The following is a 22,295-nucleotide window of genomic DNA, read 5'->3' as shown; positions in this document are numbered from 1 at the left end:
GATGATGGACCTGACGACACCCGCGCTGCTGTTTCCGGCTATTTCGTTGCTGTTATTAGCCTACACCAACCGTTTTTTGGTGCTGGCACAGCTGATCCGCGAGCTAAACCAACGCGAAGGCGACAATGTGCGCGATTTGGCCAAACGGCAGATTTCCAATTTACGTAAGCGCATCGTGCTGATCAAAACCATGCAGGCCTTTGGTGTGCTGAGCTTTGTATTGTGTACTGCAGCCATGTTTTGCTTATTTATGTTATGGCAAATTGCCGGCCAGCTGTTGTTCGTTGTCAGCCTGATTAGCTTATTAATCAGTCTGCTCTATTCTTTATATGAGATCCAAATCTCGTGTGACGCGATAAATATAGAACTGGAATCACTGCAAAACGGCTGACCCCCGTTGATGCCGGCACCGGATGACAATATGAGCAACGACGACTTTCTGTTTAATGAAGACATCGCTGACAGTAGCGACAGTGCTGCCGTGAACACTGCGCCGCCCTGGTTGGTGCTGGTTGTCGATGATGACAGCAGCATCCATCAGATAACCTCACTGGTGCTGAACAACTTTGAGTTTGAGCAACGACCACTGCTATTACTGCATGCTCACAGTGCCCGCGAAGCAGAACTGATGATTCAGCAACAGCCGGATATCGCCCTTGCAATCATTGATGTGGTGATGGAAACCCAGCATGCCGGGTTGGAGCTGGTGAAGTATATCCGCCAGCAGCTGAATAACCGCCGCATGCGTTTGGTATTGCGTACCGGCCAACCGGGCGAAGCACCGGAAGAACATGTGATTCGTGATTACGACATCAACGACTACAAAAACAAAACCGAAGTCACCGCTATTAAGCTGAAAACCCTGCTTTATGCCGGGCTGCGCGCTTACCGCGATATTTGCATTATTGAACAGCACAAAGCAGGGCTGGAAAAAATTATCGGCTGTACTACCAGCTTTTTGCAATGCAGCTCCTTAAAAGAGTTTGCTTCGCTGATCCTCGGACAAGTGGCCTTTTTGCTCGGGTTGGAGCGCGAGCAAATTTATTGCTGCGCCGCGATTAACAGCGCCAATCAGCACAACTTGGCGCTGGATGTGATTGCCAGCAGCAGCCCGGGTGGCGTTAAAGGCTTGTCGGCAGAGGTTATTGAAAAAATCACGCAAGTGCAGCAACAAAAGCAGTCGTATCATGGCGCAGATTGCTTTATCGGTTATTTTACTACCCATAAAGGCAATGAAAACTTCCTCTATGTTAGTAAAAGCAGTAAGTTAGAACAAAGCGATCATCACCTGTTAAGCTACTTTTCGCATAATATCGCCATAGCCTATGAAAATATCCGCTTGCGCGAGCTGATGCGTGACAGCCAGCGTGAGTTGTCGTATATCCTCGGCGAAGCAGTAGAGAAGCGCTCAAAGGAAACCGGCAGCCATGTAAAACGGGTGGCCAATTACAGTTATTTGCTGGCGATTAAAGCCGGCTTATCTGAGTACGATGCCGAAGTGATCAAGCTGGCGTCGCCACTGCATGATTTGGGTAAAATTGCCATTCCGGACCATATTCTGAATAAACCGGGCAAACACGACGCCGACGAATGGGCTATTATGCTGCAGCATGCAGAGTTGGGTTACCAGATTTTACAACATTCCACTAACGAGATCCTGCAGATGGGTGCCATCATAGCGCAGCAGCATCACGAAAAATGGAACGGTAAAGGTTATCCTCAGGGCTTAAGCGGGCATAACATTCATATTGCCGGCCGCATTACCGCGCTGGCCGACGTATTTGACGCCCTGGGCAGCGACCGTTGCTATAAAAAAGCCTGGCCGCTCGACGAAATTATCGAACTTATCCGCCGTGAAAGAGGTCAACACTTTGATCCTGCGCTGGCAGATATTTTATTAAACAATCTGGATGCCTTTGTTGCCATACGCGACGCCTACCCGGATTAAGCCATAGGAAGATATATATGCTAAGCCAAACCCTGAAACGTCTTATTATCGCTTGCACCGTAATTACCAGCCTGGTGATTGCCGGCTGCGCTACCGGGCCAAAAGTACGCAGCGATGCTGCGGCAAACATTAACTTCAGCAGCTACAAAACCTTTGGTTTTATGCCGGAGCCAGCCACCGACAAAGCCGGTTACGCCACCTTGGTTACCCAGCATTTTAAAGATGCGATCAGCGCAGAAATGACCGCCCTGGGTTATCAGTTTGCTGAAAGCAACGCCGATTTGCTGATTAACTTTAATTCTAATGTAGAAAGCCGCACCGACGTGCGCTCTATGCCGTCTGCCAATTTCCACTATGGTTACTACCATTACCGCCGTGGCATTTACGCCGGCTTCCCTATCTACACTACCGATGTTGACACCGTGCATTATAAAGTGGGCACGGTAAACATTGATGTGGTAGATGCGGCGAAAAAGCAACTGATTTGGGAAGGCGTGTCTGAAGGCACCTTGAAAAGAAAAGACTTAGAGCAACCCAAGCAAGCTATCGCCAATGTGGTTGGGCTGATTTTCCAGCAATATCCTACCCGTCAAACGATACCGCAGTCCTAACACTGCGGTAACTCGTCCGGAGGTGGAGATTAGAATGTAGTACCCGGCACCATCCGTTGTATTTTTTCTTGTAACGCCGCACAGTCGGCGTTTTTATTTTGCTGCTGAATAGACAACGTTAGCTCGCCCACCGTTAAACCAAATTTGTGTAAAGTGGTGCGGTTAAGCAGGTTTTCATTGTCAATTAAGTACAGCCAGTCTTTTACTTTTACATCCAGCGTATCGCCGTCATACGGAATGCGCAGCGTATACTCCCAATACAGCGTGTTCCCGGCTAATTGCCCGCTGGCTTCACCCACTACGTCGCCGGCACTGCCACTAATGCTGCCATCGGCATTTTGCTGTAATTGCCAGTGCCGCTGCTCAATACGGCCGTCACTGAAGTAAAACAGCTCGTACAAATTGCCGTTACTGCCCTGCCAACTGCCACACAGCTCAGCGGTAAAGCGCACGCTTTGCTTGCCTTGCCAATCATGTAACACGCCCCAGGCGCGGCTTTGGCCCTGAAAGAACTGATCCAGCTTTAACAGCGGGGTCTCGTTGCTATACTCCGACACCGACTGACTGCAACCCGACAACATAGCCGCAATGGCTATTAACGCAAATTTTTGCATAACACCTCCTCTATTGAACAAACTTACGGCAGATAACACTGGGCAGCTCAAAAAAATGCAAAAATACTTTGCCGGCGGCAAACTAAATTTGTTGTCGGTCCGACTTAACAGACAAAACCAGCAGAGAATAACAATATCGTGTTTAAACGCAGTGACGAGAGCTTAATTGCCAAAGCGTTAAATGGCGACCAACACGCCTGGCAGCAACTGGTAAACCGCCATCAAAGCGCGCTGTTTTACTTTGGCCTGCGTCTTCTGGGCTCGAAAGAAGACGCCAGTGACCTGTTACAGGATGTGCTGATGGTACTGTGCCGTAACCTGGGCCAATACCGCGGCGACAGCAGCTTTAAAAGCTGGTTATTTGGTATCGCCAATTACCGCGCCATGGACATGCTACGTAAACGTAAGTACAGCGACAATGATGACGCTTTGGCAGAGCTGCCGGACGACGCGCCGGAGCTAAGCCAACAACTGGCCAACAACCGGCAGCAACAACAGGTACGTAAGCAGTTACTTACCTTACCACCAGAACAACGGCTGGTGATGGAGCTGAAGTTCTATCAGCAATTTACCTTTGATGAGATTGCCGGCCAATTGGCAATTTCCAGTAACACCGTTAAATCGCGCTTTTATGCCGCGCTGGATAAATTACGCCTGCAGTTGGAGGACGACCATGTCGAACAATCAGCAAATTTTTGAACACTGGCTTGAGGGTAAAATAAGCGCTGAGTACTGTGCGCAGCAACTGCAACATGATCCGGTGTGGTATGGCCGGCTGCAAAATGCCCTGGCACTGCAGGCTGATGCCAACTTGCCGCAGTTTGAAGCCATCCCCGCCGTGGACAGTAGCGCCCTGTTTGCCAGCCAGTGGCAGCGGCCGGCACCCAAACGCAGCTGGTGGCCGCAAGTCAGCCTGGCGTTATCGTGCGCCGCCATGCTAATCAGCTTGTCGCCGGCGCAATTACGCCTGCAGGATGGCAGCCTGACCCTAAGCTGGCACAACCCTAAGGCTGAAGTGGAAGCAGCCGTCAGCACAGCACTGACAGCCTATCAGCACCAGCAGCAACAATGGCTGGCGCAGCAACTGGATTTTCAGCAACAAAACACCAGCTCGCAGTTGGTGCTGTTAAAAGACTACTTACAGGATGAACTTAAACGCGACCAGCGCAGCGATATGCTGCAACTGGTGGAATACCTCAACCAGCAACGCCAATCCGACTGGCAATACTGGCAGGAAAACTATCAACCGATGCAGGCCGGTTACCGGCCTGCCGACAGCTACTATTTAACCCCAACTGACAGCGGAGTGGTAAAACCATGATTGCATTACGTCGTACCTCATTACTTGTTGCAGCTTGTGCTGCTGTTATCAGCCACAGCCCGCTGCTTGCTGCAGAAGTCAGTCCGGCGCTGAAGAAAAACGCCGATATCTTGCAAACTATCTTGCACACTGCCTTTAAAGAAGGCGAGTCAAGCCGGTTATCGTCGCTGCAGTACAGCTACCTGTCTGGTCAGGGCTTACTGTTTCAGGCCAATTCGGTCCGCAGTAGCCGCCATGTGTTTCACTTTAGTGGCTCTGGTGCCGCACCGGTAGCACCAATGCCACCAATACCGCCGCTGCCCAATACTGACTTTGAGTTTGAATTTGACAGTGAAGAAATTGAACGCCTGACCGAAGCCGCACAGGATATGGCCGAGCAAATGCGTGATCAACACCGGCAAAGCTACCGCATTGCCGAAAAACAGCGGGCGATAGAGCGTGAGCTACGCGATGTAGAGCGGGAAACCCGTGATATTGAATTTAATAAATCGCTCAGCAAGCTGGATAAAGAACAACAGCAAGAACTGGAAATGCTGAAGCAAAAAGCTAAATTGTTACAGGAAAAACGCGCAGAAGTGGAAAAAGAAGCGTCGTTAACCCGCAAACAATTAGAAGAGCAACGGGCTAAGCAATTGGCCGAACAACAGCAACAAACGGCGGCCATGGTAAAAACAGTTGGCGAAAAGTTCAGCCAGGTACTGTGTGATTATGGTGCCAGCTTGCGCGATATGCCCGATAGCGAATATGTTACGCTGCAGGTTAATAATCGCGGTAACGAAGGCCGTTACTACTGGGTGGTAAAAAAAGCCGATATTAACCAATGTATGACCGGTAAAATTAAGGCGAAAGATTTACTGGCTAAAGCCAATAGCTACCAGTTCTGATATTTGCCGACACCAATACTACCGGTCAGCTAACGAACCGGCTTGCCCACGCCAACGCGCCGTGAACCCATCCCTGGGGGCTCGACTATGAACTTCATCCATGAAGTTCATCCTGCGGACCAGCATAGCTGTTCAAATTCGCTCCCGGCGAATTTGTCAGCATCCATGCCTTCAACGGTTGGCTTAGGGCAAGCCGATTCTCACTGAGGTGCCAGGATTTAAACCTACGTGTATCAAACCTTCGGCCGGTACATCTGAAACCGCGTTGCTGCATCTGCCACAAAGTAATCGGCCGGGCCACCGCCGCGCAGTACCGGCTGTGCTGCTGCCGTATCGTAAATGCCGTCTACCAGTAAATGCCGCGCAATATGCACGCCGACCACTTCACCAAACACCATCCAGGTGGTGATCTTACTGCCATCAGCCGCGGTTAACTGTAATACCTGGCTTAGCTTGCATTCAAAGGTTACCGGACTTTCGGCCACATGCGGCACCTTAATAAGGTTCGAGGCTTTGGCAGTCAAACCGGCCAGGGCAAATTCATCTACTTCCGGTGCCACAGCAGCACTGGTCTGGTTCATCGCTTGTGCTAAAGGTTTAGTCACCAGATTCCAGCAAAACTCGCCGCTTTGCTCAATATTACGCACCGTGTCTTTGTAGCTGGTGCTGGCAAAGCCAATAATCGGCGGCGTGTAATTAAACGCATTAAAAAAACTGTACGGCGCCAGATTTAGCCGGCCTTCGCTGTCTTGTGAGGAAATCCAGCCAATCGGCCGCGGCGCCACCAGGGCATTAAAAGGGTCGTGCGCCAAGCCATGGCCTTTGGCCGGTTCATAAAAATAGATACTGTCGGACATTATTATTTGCAAAGTTAACCTGGGGGCTGCCAGCCTAACAAAATCTGCTATGGCTGCGTACGCTTTTCAGCGACAATAGCCATAACTTTTCTGCCGAGCCTTGTTATGTCCGGTTCTGTGTTAGCCAGCGATGCGCTGAATTTCGATGCCATTATTGCCGCCTTTTATCAGCATGGCTGGGTTTGGCTGCCAAATTTTCTCAGTCATGAGCTCAATGCTGCCTTGTTGCACGAAGCGCAATATGAAGCACAGCTGACACCGGCTGGCATTGGCCGCCTCGGCGATCATCAGCTAAACCAGCAAATCCGCCGCGATGCTACCCAGTGGTTTGATGGCCAAAGTGCCGCCCAGCAACAGTATCTGGCGTTAATGGCCCAGCTGCAGTTGGTATTTAACCGCCGCTGTTTTCTCGGCTTGTTCGACTTTGAATGCCACTTTGCCCGCTATAACCAGGGTGACTATTACCAAAAACACCTCGATGCCTTTAGCGGCCGTTCTAACCGCGTACTTACCACCGTAAGCTACTTAAATAGCGTAAGCGCCGGTGGCGAGCTGGCGCTGTATGATGAACACGACCAACTGATAGACAAATTTCTTCCCACCGCCGGCAGCCTGGTGTTATTTGAAAGCGAGCGTTTCCCGCATCAGGTGCTACCCGCCATCGATACCCGCTACAGCATTGCCGGCTGGTTTCGCAAAAATACCAGCATTAACGGCGTGCTGGACCCGGCAAGTTAAAACGCCTATGATTAGCGCCATGCGCACTGTATTCAGTTATTTGCTATTGCTTATGTTGGCACTATCCGGCCTGACCGGATCGGTGCAAGCTGCGCATGCTTATACCCTGGCCGATGCTCTAAGCCATAAAACGACTCAGCCGCAAATTGCTGACACAGAGCATGACATGCCGTGTCACAGCGCAAAAAAAGCCGCCGTTGCAGACACTGTAGCCGACACTGAGCACGACTGCTGCGACCAACCTCAGCACCAATGTAAAGGCGATTGTTGTGCCAAGCATTGCGCCACCAGCGGTGCCTTGCTGGCCACTGAATTATTCCGCTATATTCGTCCCGATAACGCTATTGCACAGCAAAGCGTGCGCCTGCCGCAGTGGTTATTTGCCGAAGATCCGCCGCCACCGATAAACGCCTGAAACCGCGCCACCGTTAATGCCGTGCTTTAGCACGCCGCCAGGTTTTGTTTCAGGAAAATTATATGCATAAGTTATATTTACCCGCTCTGCTGGTGTTACAGGCTGCGTTTAGCCTGTCCGCTCAGGATCACAGTGAGCATCAGCTGACAACTGCTGATAAGCCGACGGCACAGCACAGCGTATTGCCGCAAGCCAAACCCTTGTATGTCTGCCCGATGCACCCGCATATTCAGCAACATGAAGCCGGCAACTGCCCGATCTGCGGCATGGATTTAGTGTTGCAGCGTCAGCAAACAAGTTCTGTCGTCGCAGTAAACGGCGCCATGCAACAGGCGCTGGCTATCCGCACCGAAGCGGTCTCAGCGCGTACCTTGTGGCGTTTTATCGAAACCTTTGCTCAGGTGCAATACCCGGAAGATGCCATTCACCACAGCCATATCCGCGCCGAAGGCTGGATAGAGCAGCTGTATGTACGCAGCCTTGGCCAACGCGTTAAGGCCGGCGACAAGCTGTTTAGCTACTACGCGCCGGATTTACTGGTAGCCCAGGACGATTATCTGCAGGCGTTATCGGTTAGCAAACAAAATGGTGAGCGCAGCAGCAGTTTGCTTAAACGTGCCGAAACCCGGTTGCGTCTGCTCGGCCTGACCGATAAAGACATTACTCAGTTGCAGCAAAGCCGGCAAAGCCAATATCAGATCAGCGTGTACGCGCACCAGGACGGCGTGGTAACCATGCTCAATATACGCGATGGCATGTACATTAAACCCGGCGACACCCTGATGGAGCTTACCAGCCTGAACCGCGTCTGGCTGCTGGCCGACGTACCCGAAGCACAGCAAAGCTGGCTGTTTGACGGCATGAGCGCCGAAGTGGACATACCCTCACAACAGGTTAGCGCCATTGAAACCAAGGTTGACTACATATACCCGGCATTGGATGCACAAAGCCGCAGCAGCAAGGTGCGCCTTAGCATGGAGAACAGCAAGCAGCTGTTAAAACCCAATATGCTGTTGCCGGTGCGGCTGTATGGCGGGCCGCTTAAAGATGTGCTGAGCATACCGCGCGATGCAGTGCTGCTAAGCGGCAACAGCAGCCGCGTGGTGGTGCAGGATGGTGATAACTTCAGTGTGCGGCAAATTAAAACCGGCAGCAGCGCTCAGGGCTATGTGCAGGTATTATCCGGTCTGCACGAAGGCGAGCAGGTAGTGGTATCCGGCCAGTTTTTACTGGATGCCGAAGCCAGCTTAAGTCAGTTGCCGCCAGGCACAGCTGACAACCATAAGCATTAGGAGAAGGCGTGATGATTAAAGCCATTATCCGCTGGTCAGTGCAAAATTCGCTGCTGGTGCTGCTCAGCACCCTGGCGCTGGCGTTGTTTGGCTATCAGGCCAGCCAGCGACTTAAACTCGATGCGCTGCCGGATTTATCCGACGTCCAGGTCATTATTAAAACCAGCTACCCGGGCCAAACGCCGCAAACCATTGAGCAGCAAGTTAGTTATCCGTTGTCAACAGCCTTGCTGGCCGTGCCCAAAGCTAAAGCGGTACGCAGCTTTTCGATGCCAAACGACAGCTACCTGTATGTCATTTTTGAAGACGGCACCGATCCCTACTGGGCGCGTTCACGGGTACTGGAATATCTGCAAACCGTTAGCCTGCCCGCCGGCGCTAAAGCCAACTTAGGCCCGGATGCCAGCGGCGTCGGCTGGATTTTCCAGTACGCACTAACTGCGCAAGGTGCTGATATTTCGCTGGAGCAACTCAGCAGTCTGCAACAATTTTACCTGACCCCGGAGCTGCAAAGCGTCGCCGGCGTAGCCGAAGTCGCCAGTATTGGCGGTATGGCCCTCACTTACCAATTGCAGCTGGAGCCACGCTTAATGCGGGCCTATAACGTCACGCTGGCACAGGTGATCAGCGCGATAAACAGCCATAATCAGCAACAAGGTGGCAGCATTATAGAAGTGGCCGAAACCGAGTTGCTGGTGCAGGCCGGTGATTATATTCAGTCACTGCAGGATTTAGCCGCCGTGCCGCTGGGCGTGCGCAACAGCGCCGACTACCCGTTAACCCTGGCCGATATCGGCACCGTGCAACAAGTGCCGGCAGCGCGCAGGGGCATTGCCGAGCTTAACGGCGAAGGCGAAGTGGTTGGCGGTATTATTGTTATGCGCCATGGCGAAAATGCCCTTAGCACCATAGCAGCGGTTAAACGCAAACTGGCTGAGCTGCAAAACGGCCTGCCCGAAGGGGTTGAGCTTGTAACGGTGTACGACCGCTCGGAGCTGATTGAAAATACTGTCAGTAATTTAAGCCGGAAGTTGCTGGAAGAAATGGCCGTAGTGGCGCTGGTGTGTTTATTGTTTTTGCTGCATGCCCGCTCCGCTCTGGTTGCCGTGATAAGCCTACCGCTGGCACTACTGGCGAGTATTTTACTGATGCAGTTGCTGGGCATAAACGCCAACGTAATGAGTTTAGGCGGTATCGCCATCGCCATCGGCGCCCTGGTCGATGCGGCTATAGTAATGGTAGAACACGGCCATAAAAAGCTCGAACAGGCCAGAGCCGATGGCAGGCAGCTGAGCAAAACCGAGTTTCGCCAAACCATTATCGATGCCTGTCTTGATGTCGGCCCGGCGCTGTTTTTTTCCTTGCTGGTGATCACTGTCAGCTTTTTGCCGGTGTTTATGTTAGAAGCCCAGGAGGGCCGTTTATTTGCACCGCTGGCTTACACCAAAACCTTTGCCATGGCATCTGCGGCTGTGCTGGCGATTACGTTAATTCCGGTATTAATGCTGTACTTTTTACGCGGCAAACTTCCGTCTGAGCACAGCAACCCGTTAAGCCGGGTCTTGATAGCGCTGTATACGCCGCTGCTAAAGCTGTGCCTGCGCTTTCCGACAACCCTGGTGCTGCTAAGCGTGCTGGCGCTGGCATCCAGTCTGCTGCCGTGGCAGCGTTTATCCAGCGAATTTATGCCGGCCTTTGCCGAGGGCGACTTATTGTATATGCCCACCACTTTACCTGGTTTAAGCCCGGCCACGGCAGCGAAACTGCTGCAGCAAACCGACCGCTTAATCAAAACCGTGCCCGAGGTGGAAACCGTGCTGGGTAAAAGTGGCCGCGCTAATACTGCTACTGATCCGGCGCCGCTGACCATGCTGGAAACCAGCATTAAGCTTAAACCGCAAAGCCAGTGGCGCGCTGGTGTTACGCTGCAGGATATTATTGCGCAGCTCGACGCTGCTGTGCAGGTGCCGGGGCTTACCAATGCCTGGCTGCCACCGATTAAAACCCGCATTGATATGTTGTCTACCGGCATCCGCACTCCTGTTGGCGTTCGCGTCAGCGGGCCGGATTTAACGACTATCTCAGAGGTAGCACAGCAGCTTGAAGCCGACATTAAGCAGCTGCCGGGCAGCCGCTCGGTATTTGCCGAGCGCGCAGAAGATGGCCTGTACCTGCAAATCAGCCCGGATTTAAAACAACTGGGCCGCTATGGCATCACCTTAACCGAACTACAGCAATACGTTGCTTTTGCCATTGGCGGTGCGCCGGTAGCGCAAAGTATTCAGGGCCGCGAGCGCTACGATATCAGCCTGCGCTTCCCGCGCGACTACCGCAGCCACCCGGATGATATTCGCAAACTACCGCTGCAAAGCCGCGATGGCGCTTACCTGCTGCTGGAACAGGTGGCTAAGGTAGAAGTGGTAAATGGCCCGGTGATGATCCGCGCCGAAAACGCCCGCTTAACCAGCTGGGTGTATATCGACTTACCCGCTGAAACCCAGCTTGGCGCTTATATCGCACAGCTGCAACAGTTGCTGGCAGAGCAACGTTTTCCGCCACAAGTTAGTGTGAGTATTGGCGGCCAGTATGAATATATGCAGCGCGTAACACAGCGGCTGCAGCAACTGGTACCCTTTACTGTGCTGTTAATTGTGATTTTACTGTACTTAACCTTCCGCCGCTTTAGCGACGTGCTGTTGGTACTGGTGACCTTGCCGTTTGCCCTCAGCGGCAGTCTGTGGCTACTGTATCTGCTGGATTATCAGCTGTCGGTAGCGGTTGCTGTGGGCTTAATTGCGTTAAGTGGTGTGGCAGCCGAGTTTGCTGTGGTGATGCTGTTGTATTTAAAGCGGGCAATCGACGATATCAAGCCGCAAAATCAGCAGCAGCTATGGCAGGCTATTATGCAGGGCGCGGTGCAACGGGTGCGGCCCAAAGCGATGACAGTACTGACGATAATTGTCAGTTTATTGCCGATTATGCTGGGCAGCGGCGCCGGTAACGAGGTGATGCAGCGCATTGCCGCGCCAATGCTGGGTGGCATGATAGCGGCGCCACTGGTGTCGATGCTGCTAATGCCGGTATTGTACTTCCTGATGCTGCGAAGAACATTGCCGGTAAACTGATACTGAAACAAAGCAGAGATAGTTGCCGATAGCGCAGCCACAGACTTTTTCGCGTTAGCGAAGGCGGATAACAAATTCGTCCGGAACGAATTTGGTCAGCGCAGCTGGTCCGCCTGGTGAAAGGCAGGATGCCCGTAACCCCACTGTGGCGAGCAGAGCGGCAACTATCTCGTACTACGAAGCTGGTAAGTTAGTTCTGGTGTTGCGGCAGCGCTACCTTTTGCCCTACCACCACGCCATGTTTAGCAAACCAGCCACGTGGCATTTCCAGTGCAGCAATCACCGGCTGCTGCGACGGCACTGCTGTGGTATCAAAGGGCTCAAGCGTAATCAGTTCGGCGATAGTCCAGTCCGCGCCAATATAAGCCACATCCAACGCCATAGCAGTATTGGCCATCCACAAAGAGATTGCCGTTGGCTCACGATATAGCAATAACATACCCGGGTCGGCGCTTTGCTGAAACATCAGGCCCTGAGCACGTTTTTGTGGTGTATCAGCCAACTGCACGTCAATAAGCGTATCGCCCACCTGCAACGGCACCAGGCTAAAGCTTTCCCGCGGCTGCTCTGCAGCACAAGCCATTAATGGCAGCAGCAGCGCCAGCATTACAAACAATCGGTTTATCATCATTTATCCCTGCAACAGGTAGCTTAAAGCAATGCCGGCAAATACCAGCATGCCAACGTAGTGGTTATGCAAAAATGCCGCGAAGCAGCCCTGGCGGCTGGCACGGGCGATGCGATATTGATACAAAAAGCAGGCGGCAGCACCCAACAGGCTTAAATAATATACCCAGTGCAGCTGCGCCAGATAACCCACTGCCCCCAACAGCAACAGTGTCAGCAGTTGCAACAGCGCAATAATGGGTAAGGCATAGCGGCCAAATAAAATGGCGGTAGATTTAATGCCCACTTTGACATCATCCGGCCGGTCGACCAGTGCATAGTAAGTGTCGTACGCTACTGTCCACAGTAAGTTAGCCAGATACAGCAACCACAATAGCGGCGGCAACTTAAGCTGAATCGCCATAAAGGCCATCGGCATGCCCCAACTGAATGCCGCACCTAACACGACCTGCGGCAAATGCGTGTAGCGCTTCATAAACGGATACACCGCCGCCAGCAGCAACGCGACCAATGACAACAACACCGTTTGCCAGTTTAAAAACACTAACAAACCAGCCGACAACGCCAACAACAGCACAAACAACTGCAAAGCTTCTGTGCCCGTTACCGCCCCACTGGCCAGCGGCCGATGCTGAGTGCGCTCCACTGCGCCATCCCAATGCCGGTCAGCGTAATCATTAATCACGCAGCCGGCAGCACGCATTGTTACCACGCCAAGGCTAAACACCAACAGCAAATGTAATGGCGGCACGCCCTCTGCAGCGAACCACAGCGCCCACCAGGTCGGCCACAGCAGTAAATAAGTACCAATCGGTTTTTCCAGCCGCATCAGCTGCAAATAATGCCGCCGGTTACGCCAGCTTAACGCCGGGCTCATAACGGAGTTTCATCCAGTAACGCCATCGCCGGTAAAAACGCTTCAGCAACCAGTAACGGCAAGCCGCTTAGCGTAAACACCGAGCGTCTGGCATAGCAAGGCGCAGCTATTGATAGCTGTGGTAAAGCAATATCCAGTTGAGTCGCTTCAATAATGCCGCGACGTAAACCCGGCTGCTGAAAAATATAATCACCCAGCGGCCGCTCACCTAAATCTGCCAGAGGCCTTAACCTATCAATAGTGCATTGCGGCAACCAGCTTTGCGCGTAAACACAAGGCTGCCCGTTGCACCATAGAATTACCTCACGCAACTGTGCAGTATGGGTTTCCGGCAATAAAGGCTGTAAAAAAGCCGGCAATGCACAGCGCTGTTCGTTAAGGACCTGCACCCGAAACTGCCGGCTGTGCCGTTTTAACCGCGCCGTTAGCGAAGCGGGTTCTAAGATCCATGGTGCCAACTGTGGCGGTAACGGCTGCGAGCCGGCAGCCTGCCAATCAGCATTAAGTGAAATAAGAGGTGTCGTCACAAAAGCACATTCTGTACTGAATAAGTCTGGCGGCATCATAACAACTCTGCAGTGTTTTTTCAGCCGTAATAAGCACAGAAAACGGCTTACCGCTGACAGCGTTAGCTGGTAAAATGCCCTGCTTAACGCTAAGGTTAGTGTCCTTGCTGGCCTATTTTTTTATCAACCAAAAGTGATACTTATGATCAAAAGCCTGTTGCTTAGCCTGCTGCTGTTAGCCACCTTGCCAGCGTTGGCACAGAATCAACCGAAGGAAATCGTCTATTACGGCTTCGACCCGGATATTGTTACCAACTATATTTCCGGCAACCGCCGCAGCTTAGGTTATATCCGCGTCACGGTTGAACTGATGATCGAAGACAAACAGTACTTACCGGCCATAGAGCATCATGAACCGTTGATCCTTGACATTATTATCGGCATTTTCAGCAAGCAGCCGGAAGACAAAATTAAGTCGTTAACCGGCCGTGAAGAAATCCGCCTGGCTATTCTGGACAAACTGCAACAAACCATGAAAAAGGAAGCCGGTGAACCCATGATCCAGGATCTGCTGTTCACCAAATATCTGTATCAGTAATAACCATTAACGCTAATTAACGCGCGGGCCTGTTACGCAATAACCAGGCCCAGGCCATACCGGCAACCAGGCCACCCAAATGTGCCCAATTGGCCATACTAACCCACAACACGTCAAAGAAACCCAGCACCAGCCACAGCAACATAAAACCAATTAAGCCGGGGCTTATCTGCAGCCCCTGCGCCGGATTCAGCCGGCCGGCAATCCAGAAATAGCCGAACAACCCATATACCACGCCGGACAAACCACCAAAATGCGGGCTCACCATAAAATACTGCGCCGCATTAGAAATCAGCGCTACTGACAAGGTCAGGTTAAGCAATAAAGCTGCCCCCAGCCGCTGCTCAAACCGGCTGCCAAGATAAAACCACCACGCCAGATTAAACACCAGGTGGGTTAGCGAAAAATGCAGCAGCATCGGTGTAAACCAACGCCACAGCTCGGTGGGGTTACTCAGTTGCAGCCAGCCGCTACTGCTGCGCCAATCCAGCTGCTGCCAGCCATACACCAACAAACACAATAGCAGCAGCAACACGGTAAGCGGTGCCTGGCGCCATAACAAACCCGGGCTGAATTGCGGAAAAGCCAGCCCCGGACTAACGGTCACCGGCTGGCTCAGCTGCCAGGCCGCTGCCTGATAACGCGGATGGCCGGGTTGTTGCAAAAACTGCGCAAACTCCTGCTCAATACGGCCCAGCTGTTCAGCCTCTGCATACAGCTCTGCCAGGTCGGAGCGCACCACTACGGCGCTGACGTCTAACCCCTGCGACACACAATAGCCGGCAAACAACTGTGCCGCCTGTGCCGAATTCAACTCAGCAAATTTATGCACTATCACTGCTCACTACAGGTTGCTGCTGACGCCAGCTCTCTACGCCGCCGTCCATACTGTATACCTGTTCAAAACCTTGTTGCGCCAAATACTGCGCCGCGCCCTGGCTGGAGTTGCCGTGATAACACACCACCACCACCGGCTGGTCAAACTCAAATTGCTGCATAAAACCGGTTAAGCTGCCATTGGTTAAATGATAAGCGCCGTCTATATGGCCGGCGGCAAAGCTTTGTTCATCACGGATATCGGCAATGACAATTTTGCCGGTAGCCAGCAACTCTGCGGTTTGTGTAACAGAAATATGTTGAAAATCGCTCATACTTACCCCTTAGTTTCAGCGGCAATATGATACCGCAGCCCGACCAAATTAGCAGCACCCTGGCGGAACAACGCAAATCACCGTACTTTAGTGTTAGTTTGACAAGAAACGCTGGACACTGATTAAACTATTGTTAACAATAGCAACCAAAGTTACCCCTCTAATACCGGAGTTAGCATGACCAGCCTGATTATTCTGGCGATCCTTGTTGCGATAGTGTTCTGGGTTATCAGCATTTTCAATAATCTGGTAAAACTGAAAAACCGCTTTCAAAACGCCTTTGCCCAGATTGAAGTACAGCTTAAACGTCGCTATGACCTGATCCCCAACCTGGTGGAAACCGCTAAAGCCTATATGGCACATGAGCGCGACACCTTAGAAGCCGTGATCAACGCCCGAAACGCCGCCTTAGCCGGTCTGAAAGTAGCCGCCAACAACCCCGGCGATGCCGGCGCTATTAACGCGCTGGCCGGAGCCGAAGGCGCGTTACAAAGCGCAATGAGCCGCCTGAACGTGGTAATGGAAGCTTACCCGGACTTAAAAGCCAATCAGAATATGATGCAGTTATCTGAAGAGCTAACCAGCACGGAAAACCGCGTTGCCTTTGCCCGCCAAGCGTTTAACGATGGCGTAACTGAATACAACAGCTACAAGCAAAGCTTCCCGCCGGTTATTTTTGCTGCCAGCTTTGGCCATGCCGCCGATGCTAAATTGCTCGAATTTGCCGACAGCGCCGCTATTCAGGCTGCGCCTAAAGTCAGCTTTTAAACGCTAACAGGGCAAATATGAGCAGTAATTTTTTTGCCCAGCAAGACCTGGCGCGGCGCAATACCCGCGTACTGGTTGTGCTGTTTAGCCTGGCCGTACTGATGTTACTGCTGCTAACCAATATCGTCGCGCTGGTTAGCCTTGGTTTTATTGATCCCGGCTTTTTCTCCGCCCCCCGCAATTGGCAAAGCCTGCCCTGGCATCTGGTGGCTTGGGTTAGCCTGGTCGTGCTGGCTGCTGTTGGCATTGCTGTGCTAATAAAATGGCAGCAACTAAAAGCCGGCGGCAAGGTAGTTGCCGAATCACTGGGCGGCGTGCGCTTATCACCCGATAGCAAAGAGCCGTTGCAACGGCGCTTACTTAACGTGGTAGAAGAAATGGCGCTGGCTGCCAATACCCCGGTGCCGGCGGTGTATTTATTACCCGAGCGTGGCATTAATGCCTTTGCTGCCGGCTACAGCCCGGCAGATGCGGTAATAGGCGTAACCCAAGGCTGCCTGGAACAACTGAACCGCGATGAGTTGCAAGGCGTAGTGGCGCATGAGTTCAGCCATATTTTAAACGGCGATATGCGGATGAATATCCGCCTGATTGCGATCTTAAACGGCATCTTATTTTTGGGCCATATTGGCTATTATATGTTGCGTGCCGGCAGCAGAGGCAGTGCCATCCGCGCCGGCACCAGCCGCAATAATAAACAAAATGCCAGCGGCCTGTTATTTCTGGCTCTGGGTTTAGTCGTCATCGGCTATATGGGCTCGTTCTTCGGCAATCTGATTAAAGCTGCCGTCAGCCGCCAGCGCGAATTTCTGGCTGATGCCTCCGCCGTGCAGTTTACCCGCAATCCGCGCGGTATTGCCGGTGCGTTAAAAGCGATTGGCAGCCACAGCAGTTCCAGCCAAATCCGCAGCCAAAACGCCGATGAAAACAGCCATTTATTTTTTGGTGAAGCCATCAGCCGTTGGGCGGCTATTTTTGCTACTCATCCACCACTGGCAACACGGATTAAACGGCTGGAACCGCATTGGAACGGCAAATTTCCTACGCCACGCGGCGCACAAACCGCTGCAGAAGCTACAACAGACAGTGAAGCCGCTCCGGCCAAGCCAACCAATGCCGAGCGCTTACAGCAAGCCTTACCGCTGTTGCTCTTGCACAGCAGCCGGCAAACTGAACCGGCCACTGCCCTGGTCTGCTGTCTGTTACTGCAACAGGACGACGGCATACGCAGGCAACAGCTGCATCTGATCAAAGAAATGGGCTCTGCCACTTTGTTGCAGCAAGTTGACCAGCTCTGCGACGCCGTAGCCATGCTAAACGAAGTACAACAGGTACAACTGTTGCAACGGCTGGTGCCGGCATTGAAAAGCTTAACTGAAGCGCGCTTTGTGCAGTTCGAACAACTCTTGCAAGCACTGCTGCAGGCGATACCGGATGCCGGCCTTACGCCCTGGCTGGTCAGTCAGTTCGTTGAGCACAGCGTGGCCGTGCAATACGACCAAACACAAATAGTACGCAAAACCTCGGCTAAACCGCTGGCACAGTTGCAGCCGCAGGTATTGCCGTTACTGGCACTGATCAGCAGCGTGGCCGGCAACGAAGCGCAGCAGCAACAAGCCTGGCAGGCGGCACTGGCGCAATTAGCGTTAGCCGCCGACACCGCCAAACCGGCTACCGACTTAGCCGCACTAAGCCGGCATTTGCCGCTGTTGCTGGCTGCCTCGCCGCTGGTTAAACAGCAACTGTGGCAGGCGATAGAGGCCTGCGTACGGGCGGATCAATTGATTGTGCAACAGGAAAAAGCCCTGCTGCTGGCATTAGCGCTGCTGCTGGAAATCCCTTATCAGGCTGAAGCAGATAATTAATGCTGCCAATACAGGCTATTAGTCGTTAAAGCGCCGGCGATGGTCGCTAAGCTGTGGATTATTAGCCGCTACCCTTTAGCATTGCCGTTATTTCAGGTAGAATTAGCGCCCGTTTTTTCAGCAGGAATAGCGTCATGACCGATAATCGATTGTTTCTGATGTACGATACGTCATTTGACGAGATGGATGCTGAAGGCAGCCCCGGTTTTGGCTACGTGCTGGTCTTTAACGAGCAGGACGCCGAACAATATCAGGCCGGAGAAAACCCGTCTTGCCCCGCCGTATCAATGTTATTTACTGACCATGCTGATGAGAGCATCAGCGGTGATCTGCTGGGTTGGGCCCATCTGGATGCCGAAATTTTCCAACAATTTCCGCTCGGACACTTTTTGCTGTTAATGGAACAGGCTGCTCAGGTCGCTATTAATGCTTATCGCCAGGTAGGCCAAGTGCCGGACCGGTTAATTGCCCAGCATTTAGATGACGAAGAACTGATTCAGTTTGATGTGCAGTTTAATGACTTGCAGCTTACCGAGCAGCAAACCGAGCAACAATTAGCCCAGCAATTAATGCTTGGCCGGCCCTATCTGGATTCATAACAGCGCGGCTGTGTAAAACAGCTTTGCATTTCACTGTGGCGGCTTTTACTATAGCCTGGCAGTCAGCAGTTTATCCCGGAGAAAGCGTTATGGCTCATGCCATTGATATGTCGGCAATTGAACAAGCGTTAAACGGCTTTACCATACCGCCGCAACCGGAAATTCTGCAGCATATTCAACAACAGCTGGACTCGCCCGAGCCCAGCATTAAGCGCATTGCCGCGTTGATTAACCTCGACATCGGCATTGCCGGCTTTACCTTAAAAGTGGTTAACTCATCGTTTTTCGGCCTGCGGCAAAAAATCACCTCAGTAGAACACGCCTGTAAATTTCTCGGTGTTAACCGCGTGCTGAAACTGGTACGCAGCGTATTACTGCGCTTTACCCTGGCAGAAGGCCGTGACGATAAATTCAGCTTAAAGCTGTGGTCCAGTGCGCTGCAAACCGCCAATATTGCCATGACACTGGCCAAACATTTTAACTTTGCTCAGGATGTCCAGGACGACTGCTACAGCCTGGGTTTGTTTCACAACGCCGGCATCGCGCTTATTCACCAACAAACCACGCAGTACGAGCACATTATGCAGCGCGGCTTACAGGCACAGCAGGGTTACAGTGAAATTGAAGAGCAACACTTTCATACTTGCCATGAAGTATTGGGTTTTTTGATTGCCGAGTCCTGGGGCTTAACGCCACAACTGTGCAATGTTATTGCTTATCACCATAGCCCGGCATTAATGCTGGAGTCTGACTGCGACACAGAAAAGCAGCTGTTTGCGCTGTTAAAACTGGCCGAGCATTTCGCCGGCGAAAGCCGCCAGCTGTTTGACATTAATCTTGACCCGGAATGGGAGCAGTACAAAAGCGCCATGCTCGAAGTACTGGAAATAGAACTATTGCAGCTGCCGGAGTTGGCAGAACTACTGCACCGGCAGAAGATCAACACGGTTTATTCGGTCTGATATTGTGCAAATAATTCTCGCGCCGATGGAAGGCGTGGTCGATGCCCTGATGCGCGATATGTTGACGCGGATTGGCGGTTACGATTTATGCATTACCGAATTTATCCGCGTGGTAGACCAAAAGCTGCCGGCCCGCGTTTTTACCCGTTTATGCCCTGAGCTGCTCACCGGCGGTAAAACCTTTGCCGGCACGCCGGTACGGGTACAATTGCTGGGCCAGGACCCGCACTGGCTGGCCGAAAACGCCGTACGCGCGGTCGAATTGGGCTCGCCGGGCGTCGATTTAAACTTTGGCTGCCCGGCCAAAACGGTGAATAAAAGCCGCGGCGGCGCTGTGCTGTTAAAAGAAACCGAACAGTTGTACCGTATTGTTAAAGCCGTACGCGATGCCGTGCCAACGCCATTCCCGGTCAGTGCCAAAATCCGCCTCGGTTATGATGATACCTCACTGACGCTGGATAATGCTGCTGCGATAGCCGCTGCCGGCGTCAGTATGCTTACCGTACATGCCCGTACCAAAAGCGATGGCTACCGCCCGCCGGCTTACTGGCCGTGGATCGCTAAAATTAAACAGCAAGTGAGTATACCACTGGTGGCCAATGGCGAAATCTGGAACGCCACTGATGCCGCCCTGTGCCGGCAACAGTCGGATTGCAGCGATATTATGCTCGGCCGCGGCGCGCTGGCACTGCCCAATTTAGCCCGCACTATCCGCGATGCTGATGCCGTTATGCCTTGGCCACAGGTACTTGAACTGCTAATGCAGTATTCTGAATTTGAAATGTGCGGCGATAAAAGCCAGTACTACAGCAACCGGATTAAACAGTGGTTCAGTTACTTAAAACTGCAGTACCCGCAAGCCGCCGACTTATTTGTGCAATTACGCGTGCTGCGTAAAAGCAGCGATATTCTGCATACTCTGCAACAGGCGTTGCGCAGCCCTGCAGCATAACCCACCTTATAAACCGGCGAAATGTCAGCCATCATTGCTGACAATCCGGTAAAGCTTGTAATAAAGACTATACTCCTCAAACAGTTAGTTTAAGGAGAACGCTTTATGTCAATACAGGTCGCCGTGCTGCAGGAAAGCCGGCCGGGAGAAAAACGCGTAGCCATGGTACCTGCCGTGGCCGACAAACTCAGCAAACTCGGCTGCAGCATCAGCATGCTAAGCGGCGCCGGCCTTGGCAGTAAACTGCCCGACAGCGCTTATGCCGGCGTTACCATCGCGAATAGCGAGCAGCAATTGCTGACCGGTGCTGCTATCGTACTGGCCGTGCAGCCGCCAACCCCGGCGCAAATTGAATTGCTGCAACCGGGCACTATTTTGCTCAGTTTTATTTACCCGCATAAAGAGCCCGACCTGACCCGTTTATTACGTGATAAACACATCACCTGCTTTGCTATGGAGCAGGTACCGCGGATCAGCCGCGCCCAGGCGATGGATGCCTTATCATCTCAGGCTGCGCTGGCCGGTTACTACGCTGCGCTGCTTGGCGCCACTAAGCTTGCCCGCATTCTGCCGATGATGACCACCGCAGTGGGCTCTATCCGGCCGGCACGTTGCCTGGTTATGGGGCTGGGAGTCGCCGGTTTACAGGCGCTGGCCACCGCACGGCGTTTAGGCGCCATTACCGAAGGCTATGACGTACGGCCGGAAACCAAAGAGCAGGCCGAGTCGTTGGGCGCCAAATTTGTCGATACCGGCGTTGATGCCCGCGGCGAAGGTGGCTATGCGCGCGAGCTGACTGCAGAAGAAAAAGATAAAATTGCCGGCGTAGTCACGCGGCATATTCAACAAGCCGATATTGTCATTACCACAGCAGCCATACCGGGCCGGCCGTCGCCGAAACTGATTAGCAAGGCGCAGGTCGATGGCATGAAACTGGGCGCGGTAATTATTGATTTAGCCGCTGAAGGCGGTGGTAACTGCGAATACAGCGTACCCGGGGAAACCATCGAACAGGGCCAGATCACCATAGCCGCACCGTTAAATGTGCCCTCGATGCTGGCCGAACACGCCTCAGAGCTGTACGCCAAAAATCTGCTGAATTTATTGCAGCAGTTCATTATTGACGGCGAAATTAAGCTGGATTGGGATGATGAAGTACAGGCCAAAACTGTGCTGACGCATCAGGGCGAGATCAAACCGGCAGCAGTAAAAACTGCACTGACAGCAGAATAATAAACTGTTATTAATCAAAAATATTGGGGGATCTTATGGACTACACCACCACCATCTTAACCGGCTTTGTCGCGCTGTATATCTTTATGCTGGCCGCCTTTACCGGTTTTGAAATTATCGGCCGCGTACCGGCCATTTTGCACACGCCGCTGATGTCCGGCTCTAACTTTATTCACGGTATTGTCGTGGTCGGCGCGCTGTGGGCGCTGTTAAACGCCAGCTCGTTACCCGAGCAAATCATCGGCTTTCTCGGCGTGCTGTTAGGCGCAGGCAATGCCGCCGGTGGTTATGTGGTCACCGAGCGCATGTTGCAAATGTTTAAACCCTCAAGCAAAACCAGCAAGGAGTAAGG

Annotated in this window: 25 protein-coding genes; 18 read left to right on the top strand and 7 right to left on the bottom strand. The window is 52.5% G+C overall.

Going from position 1 to position 22,295, the window contains the following annotated elements:
* The first annotated feature begins 1 nt into the window (after position 1).
* From ACTZWV_RS03765 to ACTZWV_RS03755, 3 genes are read left to right on the top strand one after another with little or no spacing between them, the layout of a single operon-like run.
* Positions 2 to 391 (top strand): DUF2721 domain-containing protein, encoded by a 390-nt coding sequence (locus tag ACTZWV_RS03765; protein ID WP_444785253.1) that lies wholly within the window; start codon positions 2 to 4, stop codon positions 389 to 391.
* A 30-nt stretch (positions 392 to 421) separates the two neighbouring features.
* The gene (locus tag ACTZWV_RS03760) at positions 422 to 1,948 is read left to right on the top strand and encodes a DUF3369 domain-containing protein (RefSeq protein ID WP_444785252.1); all 1,527 of its coding nucleotides are present in this window, start codon (positions 422 to 424) and stop codon (positions 1,946 to 1,948) included.
* Positions 1,949 to 1,965: 17 nt separating this feature from the next.
* Positions 1,966 to 2,559: a DUF4136 domain-containing protein gene (locus ACTZWV_RS03755; RefSeq protein ID WP_444785251.1), complete on the top strand. Its 594-nt coding sequence runs from the start codon at positions 1,966 to 1,968 to the stop codon at positions 2,557 to 2,559.
* Between the two features lie 29 nt (positions 2,560 to 2,588).
* On the opposite strand, the gene ACTZWV_RS03750 is transcribed toward ACTZWV_RS03755, so the two are convergent.
* Complete coding sequence (locus tag ACTZWV_RS03750; RefSeq protein WP_444785250.1) at positions 2,589 to 3,173, bottom strand: DUF3833 domain-containing protein; 585 nt, start codon at positions 3,171 to 3,173, stop codon at positions 2,589 to 2,591.
* A 138-nt stretch (positions 3,174 to 3,311) separates the two neighbouring features.
* Here ACTZWV_RS03750 and ACTZWV_RS03745 point away from each other — a divergent pair, with 138 nt between their 5' ends.
* Genes ACTZWV_RS03745 through ACTZWV_RS03735 form a run of 3 tightly spaced genes read left to right on the top strand, consistent with a single transcriptional unit; the run spans position 3,312 to position 5,378 of the window.
* On the top strand, positions 3,312 to 3,872 hold the full coding sequence (locus ACTZWV_RS03745; RefSeq protein WP_444785249.1) for an RNA polymerase sigma factor: 561 nt from the start codon (positions 3,312 to 3,314) through the stop codon (positions 3,870 to 3,872).
* Positions 3,847 to 4,494: a hypothetical protein gene (locus ACTZWV_RS03740; protein ID WP_444785248.1), complete on the top strand. Its 648-nt coding sequence runs from the start codon at positions 3,847 to 3,849 to the stop codon at positions 4,492 to 4,494. The genes ACTZWV_RS03745 and ACTZWV_RS03740 overlap by 26 nt, the downstream gene beginning before the upstream one ends.
* Complete coding sequence (locus ACTZWV_RS03735; protein WP_444785247.1) at positions 4,491 to 5,378, top strand: hypothetical protein; 888 nt, start codon at positions 4,491 to 4,493, stop codon at positions 5,376 to 5,378. The genes ACTZWV_RS03740 and ACTZWV_RS03735 overlap by 4 nt, the downstream gene beginning before the upstream one ends.
* A 233-nt stretch (positions 5,379 to 5,611) precedes the next feature.
* Here ACTZWV_RS03735 and ACTZWV_RS03730 read toward each other — a convergent pair whose 3' ends face one another.
* On the bottom strand, positions 5,612 to 6,235 hold the full coding sequence (locus ACTZWV_RS03730; protein WP_444785246.1) for a flavin reductase family protein: 624 nt from the start codon (positions 6,233 to 6,235) through the stop codon (positions 5,612 to 5,614).
* Between the two features lie 105 nt (positions 6,236 to 6,340).
* Between ACTZWV_RS03730 and ACTZWV_RS03725 the strand changes: the two genes are divergently transcribed.
* From ACTZWV_RS03725 to ACTZWV_RS03710, 4 genes are all read left to right on the top strand, one after another.
* On the top strand, positions 6,341 to 6,973 hold the full coding sequence (locus tag ACTZWV_RS03725; protein ID WP_444785245.1) for a 2OG-Fe(II) oxygenase: 633 nt from the start codon (positions 6,341 to 6,343) through the stop codon (positions 6,971 to 6,973).
* A gap of 19 nt (positions 6,974 to 6,992) precedes the next feature.
* Complete coding sequence (locus ACTZWV_RS03720; RefSeq protein WP_444785244.1) at positions 6,993 to 7,388, top strand: hypothetical protein; 396 nt, start codon at positions 6,993 to 6,995, stop codon at positions 7,386 to 7,388.
* 62 nt (positions 7,389 to 7,450) lie between these two features.
* Positions 7,451 to 8,680, top strand: coding sequence for an efflux RND transporter periplasmic adaptor subunit (locus ACTZWV_RS03715; RefSeq protein WP_444785243.1), 1,230 nt, complete (start codon positions 7,451 to 7,453; stop codon positions 8,678 to 8,680).
* An 11-nt stretch (positions 8,681 to 8,691) separates the two neighbouring features.
* On the top strand, positions 8,692 to 11,805 hold the full coding sequence (locus ACTZWV_RS03710) for an efflux RND transporter permease subunit (RefSeq protein WP_444785642.1): 3,114 nt from the start codon (positions 8,692 to 8,694) through the stop codon (positions 11,803 to 11,805).
* 190 nt (positions 11,806 to 11,995) lie between these two features.
* On the opposite strand, the gene ACTZWV_RS03705 is transcribed toward ACTZWV_RS03710, so the two are convergent.
* Genes ACTZWV_RS03705 through ACTZWV_RS03695 form a run of 3 tightly spaced genes read right to left on the bottom strand, consistent with a single transcriptional unit; the run spans position 11,996 to position 13,875 of the window.
* Complete coding sequence (locus tag ACTZWV_RS03705; protein WP_444785242.1) at positions 11,996 to 12,436, bottom strand: DUF192 domain-containing protein; 441 nt, start codon at positions 12,434 to 12,436, stop codon at positions 11,996 to 11,998.
* Positions 12,437 to 13,309: a 4-hydroxybenzoate octaprenyltransferase gene (gene ubiA / locus ACTZWV_RS03700; RefSeq protein ID WP_444785241.1), complete on the bottom strand. Its 873-nt coding sequence runs from the start codon at positions 13,307 to 13,309 to the stop codon at positions 12,437 to 12,439.
* Entirely contained in the window at positions 13,306 to 13,875 is a 570-nt protein-coding gene (locus tag ACTZWV_RS03695; RefSeq protein ID WP_444785240.1) for a chorismate--pyruvate lyase family protein, read from the bottom strand. Before ACTZWV_RS03695 ends, ubiA begins: the two co-directional genes overlap by 4 nt.
* A 142-nt stretch (positions 13,876 to 14,017) precedes the next feature.
* Here ACTZWV_RS03695 and ACTZWV_RS03690 point away from each other — a divergent pair, with 142 nt between their 5' ends.
* Positions 14,018 to 14,413: a flagellar basal body-associated protein FliL gene (locus ACTZWV_RS03690; protein WP_444785239.1), complete on the top strand. Its 396-nt coding sequence runs from the start codon at positions 14,018 to 14,020 to the stop codon at positions 14,411 to 14,413.
* 16 nt (positions 14,414 to 14,429) lie between these two features.
* Here the strand turns inward: ACTZWV_RS03690 and glpG are convergent, their stop codons facing one another.
* Positions 14,430 to 15,245, bottom strand: a complete 816-nt coding sequence (glpG, locus tag ACTZWV_RS03685; protein WP_444785238.1) for a rhomboid family intramembrane serine protease GlpG — start codon at positions 15,243 to 15,245, stop codon at positions 14,430 to 14,432.
* Complete coding sequence (gene glpE / locus ACTZWV_RS03680) at positions 15,238 to 15,564, bottom strand: thiosulfate sulfurtransferase GlpE (RefSeq protein ID WP_444785237.1); 327 nt, start codon at positions 15,562 to 15,564, stop codon at positions 15,238 to 15,240. Before glpE ends, glpG begins: the two co-directional genes overlap by 8 nt.
* 177 nt (positions 15,565 to 15,741) lie before the next feature.
* On the opposite strand from glpE, the gene ACTZWV_RS03675 reads away from it, so the two are divergent.
* The 7 genes from ACTZWV_RS03675 to ACTZWV_RS03645 all read left to right on the top strand — a co-directional run bounded on the left by ACTZWV_RS03675 (position 15,742) and on the right by ACTZWV_RS03645 (position 22,293).
* Positions 15,742 to 16,332, top strand: coding sequence for a LemA family protein (locus ACTZWV_RS03675; RefSeq protein WP_444785236.1), 591 nt, complete (start codon positions 15,742 to 15,744; stop codon positions 16,330 to 16,332).
* A gap of 17 nt (positions 16,333 to 16,349) precedes the next feature.
* Positions 16,350 to 18,197 carry a M48 family metallopeptidase gene (locus ACTZWV_RS03670; RefSeq protein ID WP_444785235.1) on the top strand — a complete coding sequence of 616 codons (1,848 nt, stop codon included), beginning with the start codon at positions 16,350 to 16,352 and terminating at the stop codon, positions 18,195 to 18,197.
* 134 nt (positions 18,198 to 18,331) lie between these two features.
* Entirely contained in the window at positions 18,332 to 18,796 is a 465-nt protein-coding gene (locus tag ACTZWV_RS03665; RefSeq protein WP_305552404.1) for a hypothetical protein, read from the top strand.
* Between the two features lie 89 nt (positions 18,797 to 18,885).
* A complete protein-coding gene (locus ACTZWV_RS03660) occupies positions 18,886 to 19,758 on the top strand; it encodes an HDOD domain-containing protein (protein WP_444785234.1) in 873 nt (290 codons plus the stop codon).
* Between the two features lie 4 nt (positions 19,759 to 19,762).
* Positions 19,763 to 20,710 (top strand): tRNA-dihydrouridine synthase, encoded by a 948-nt coding sequence (locus ACTZWV_RS03655; RefSeq protein ID WP_444785233.1) that lies wholly within the window; start codon positions 19,763 to 19,765, stop codon positions 20,708 to 20,710.
* Positions 20,711 to 20,815: 105 nt separating this feature from the next.
* Complete coding sequence (locus ACTZWV_RS03650; protein ID WP_444785232.1) at positions 20,816 to 21,943, top strand: NAD(P) transhydrogenase subunit alpha; 1,128 nt, start codon at positions 20,816 to 20,818, stop codon at positions 21,941 to 21,943.
* Positions 21,944 to 21,978: 35 nt separating this feature from the next.
* Positions 21,979 to 22,293: an NAD(P) transhydrogenase subunit alpha gene (locus ACTZWV_RS03645; protein ID WP_444785231.1), complete on the top strand. Its 315-nt coding sequence runs from the start codon at positions 21,979 to 21,981 to the stop codon at positions 22,291 to 22,293.
* The last annotated feature ends 2 nt before the right edge of the window (positions 22,294 to 22,295 follow it).

Origin of the sequence: Rheinheimera sp. NSM (assembly GCF_052380015.1) — a bacterium.
Classification (GTDB): Bacteria; Pseudomonadota; Gammaproteobacteria; order Enterobacterales; family Alteromonadaceae; genus Alishewanella.
The sequence above is the reverse complement of the archived record's forward strand: the minus strand, read 5'-3'. Positions and strand labels throughout refer to the sequence as shown.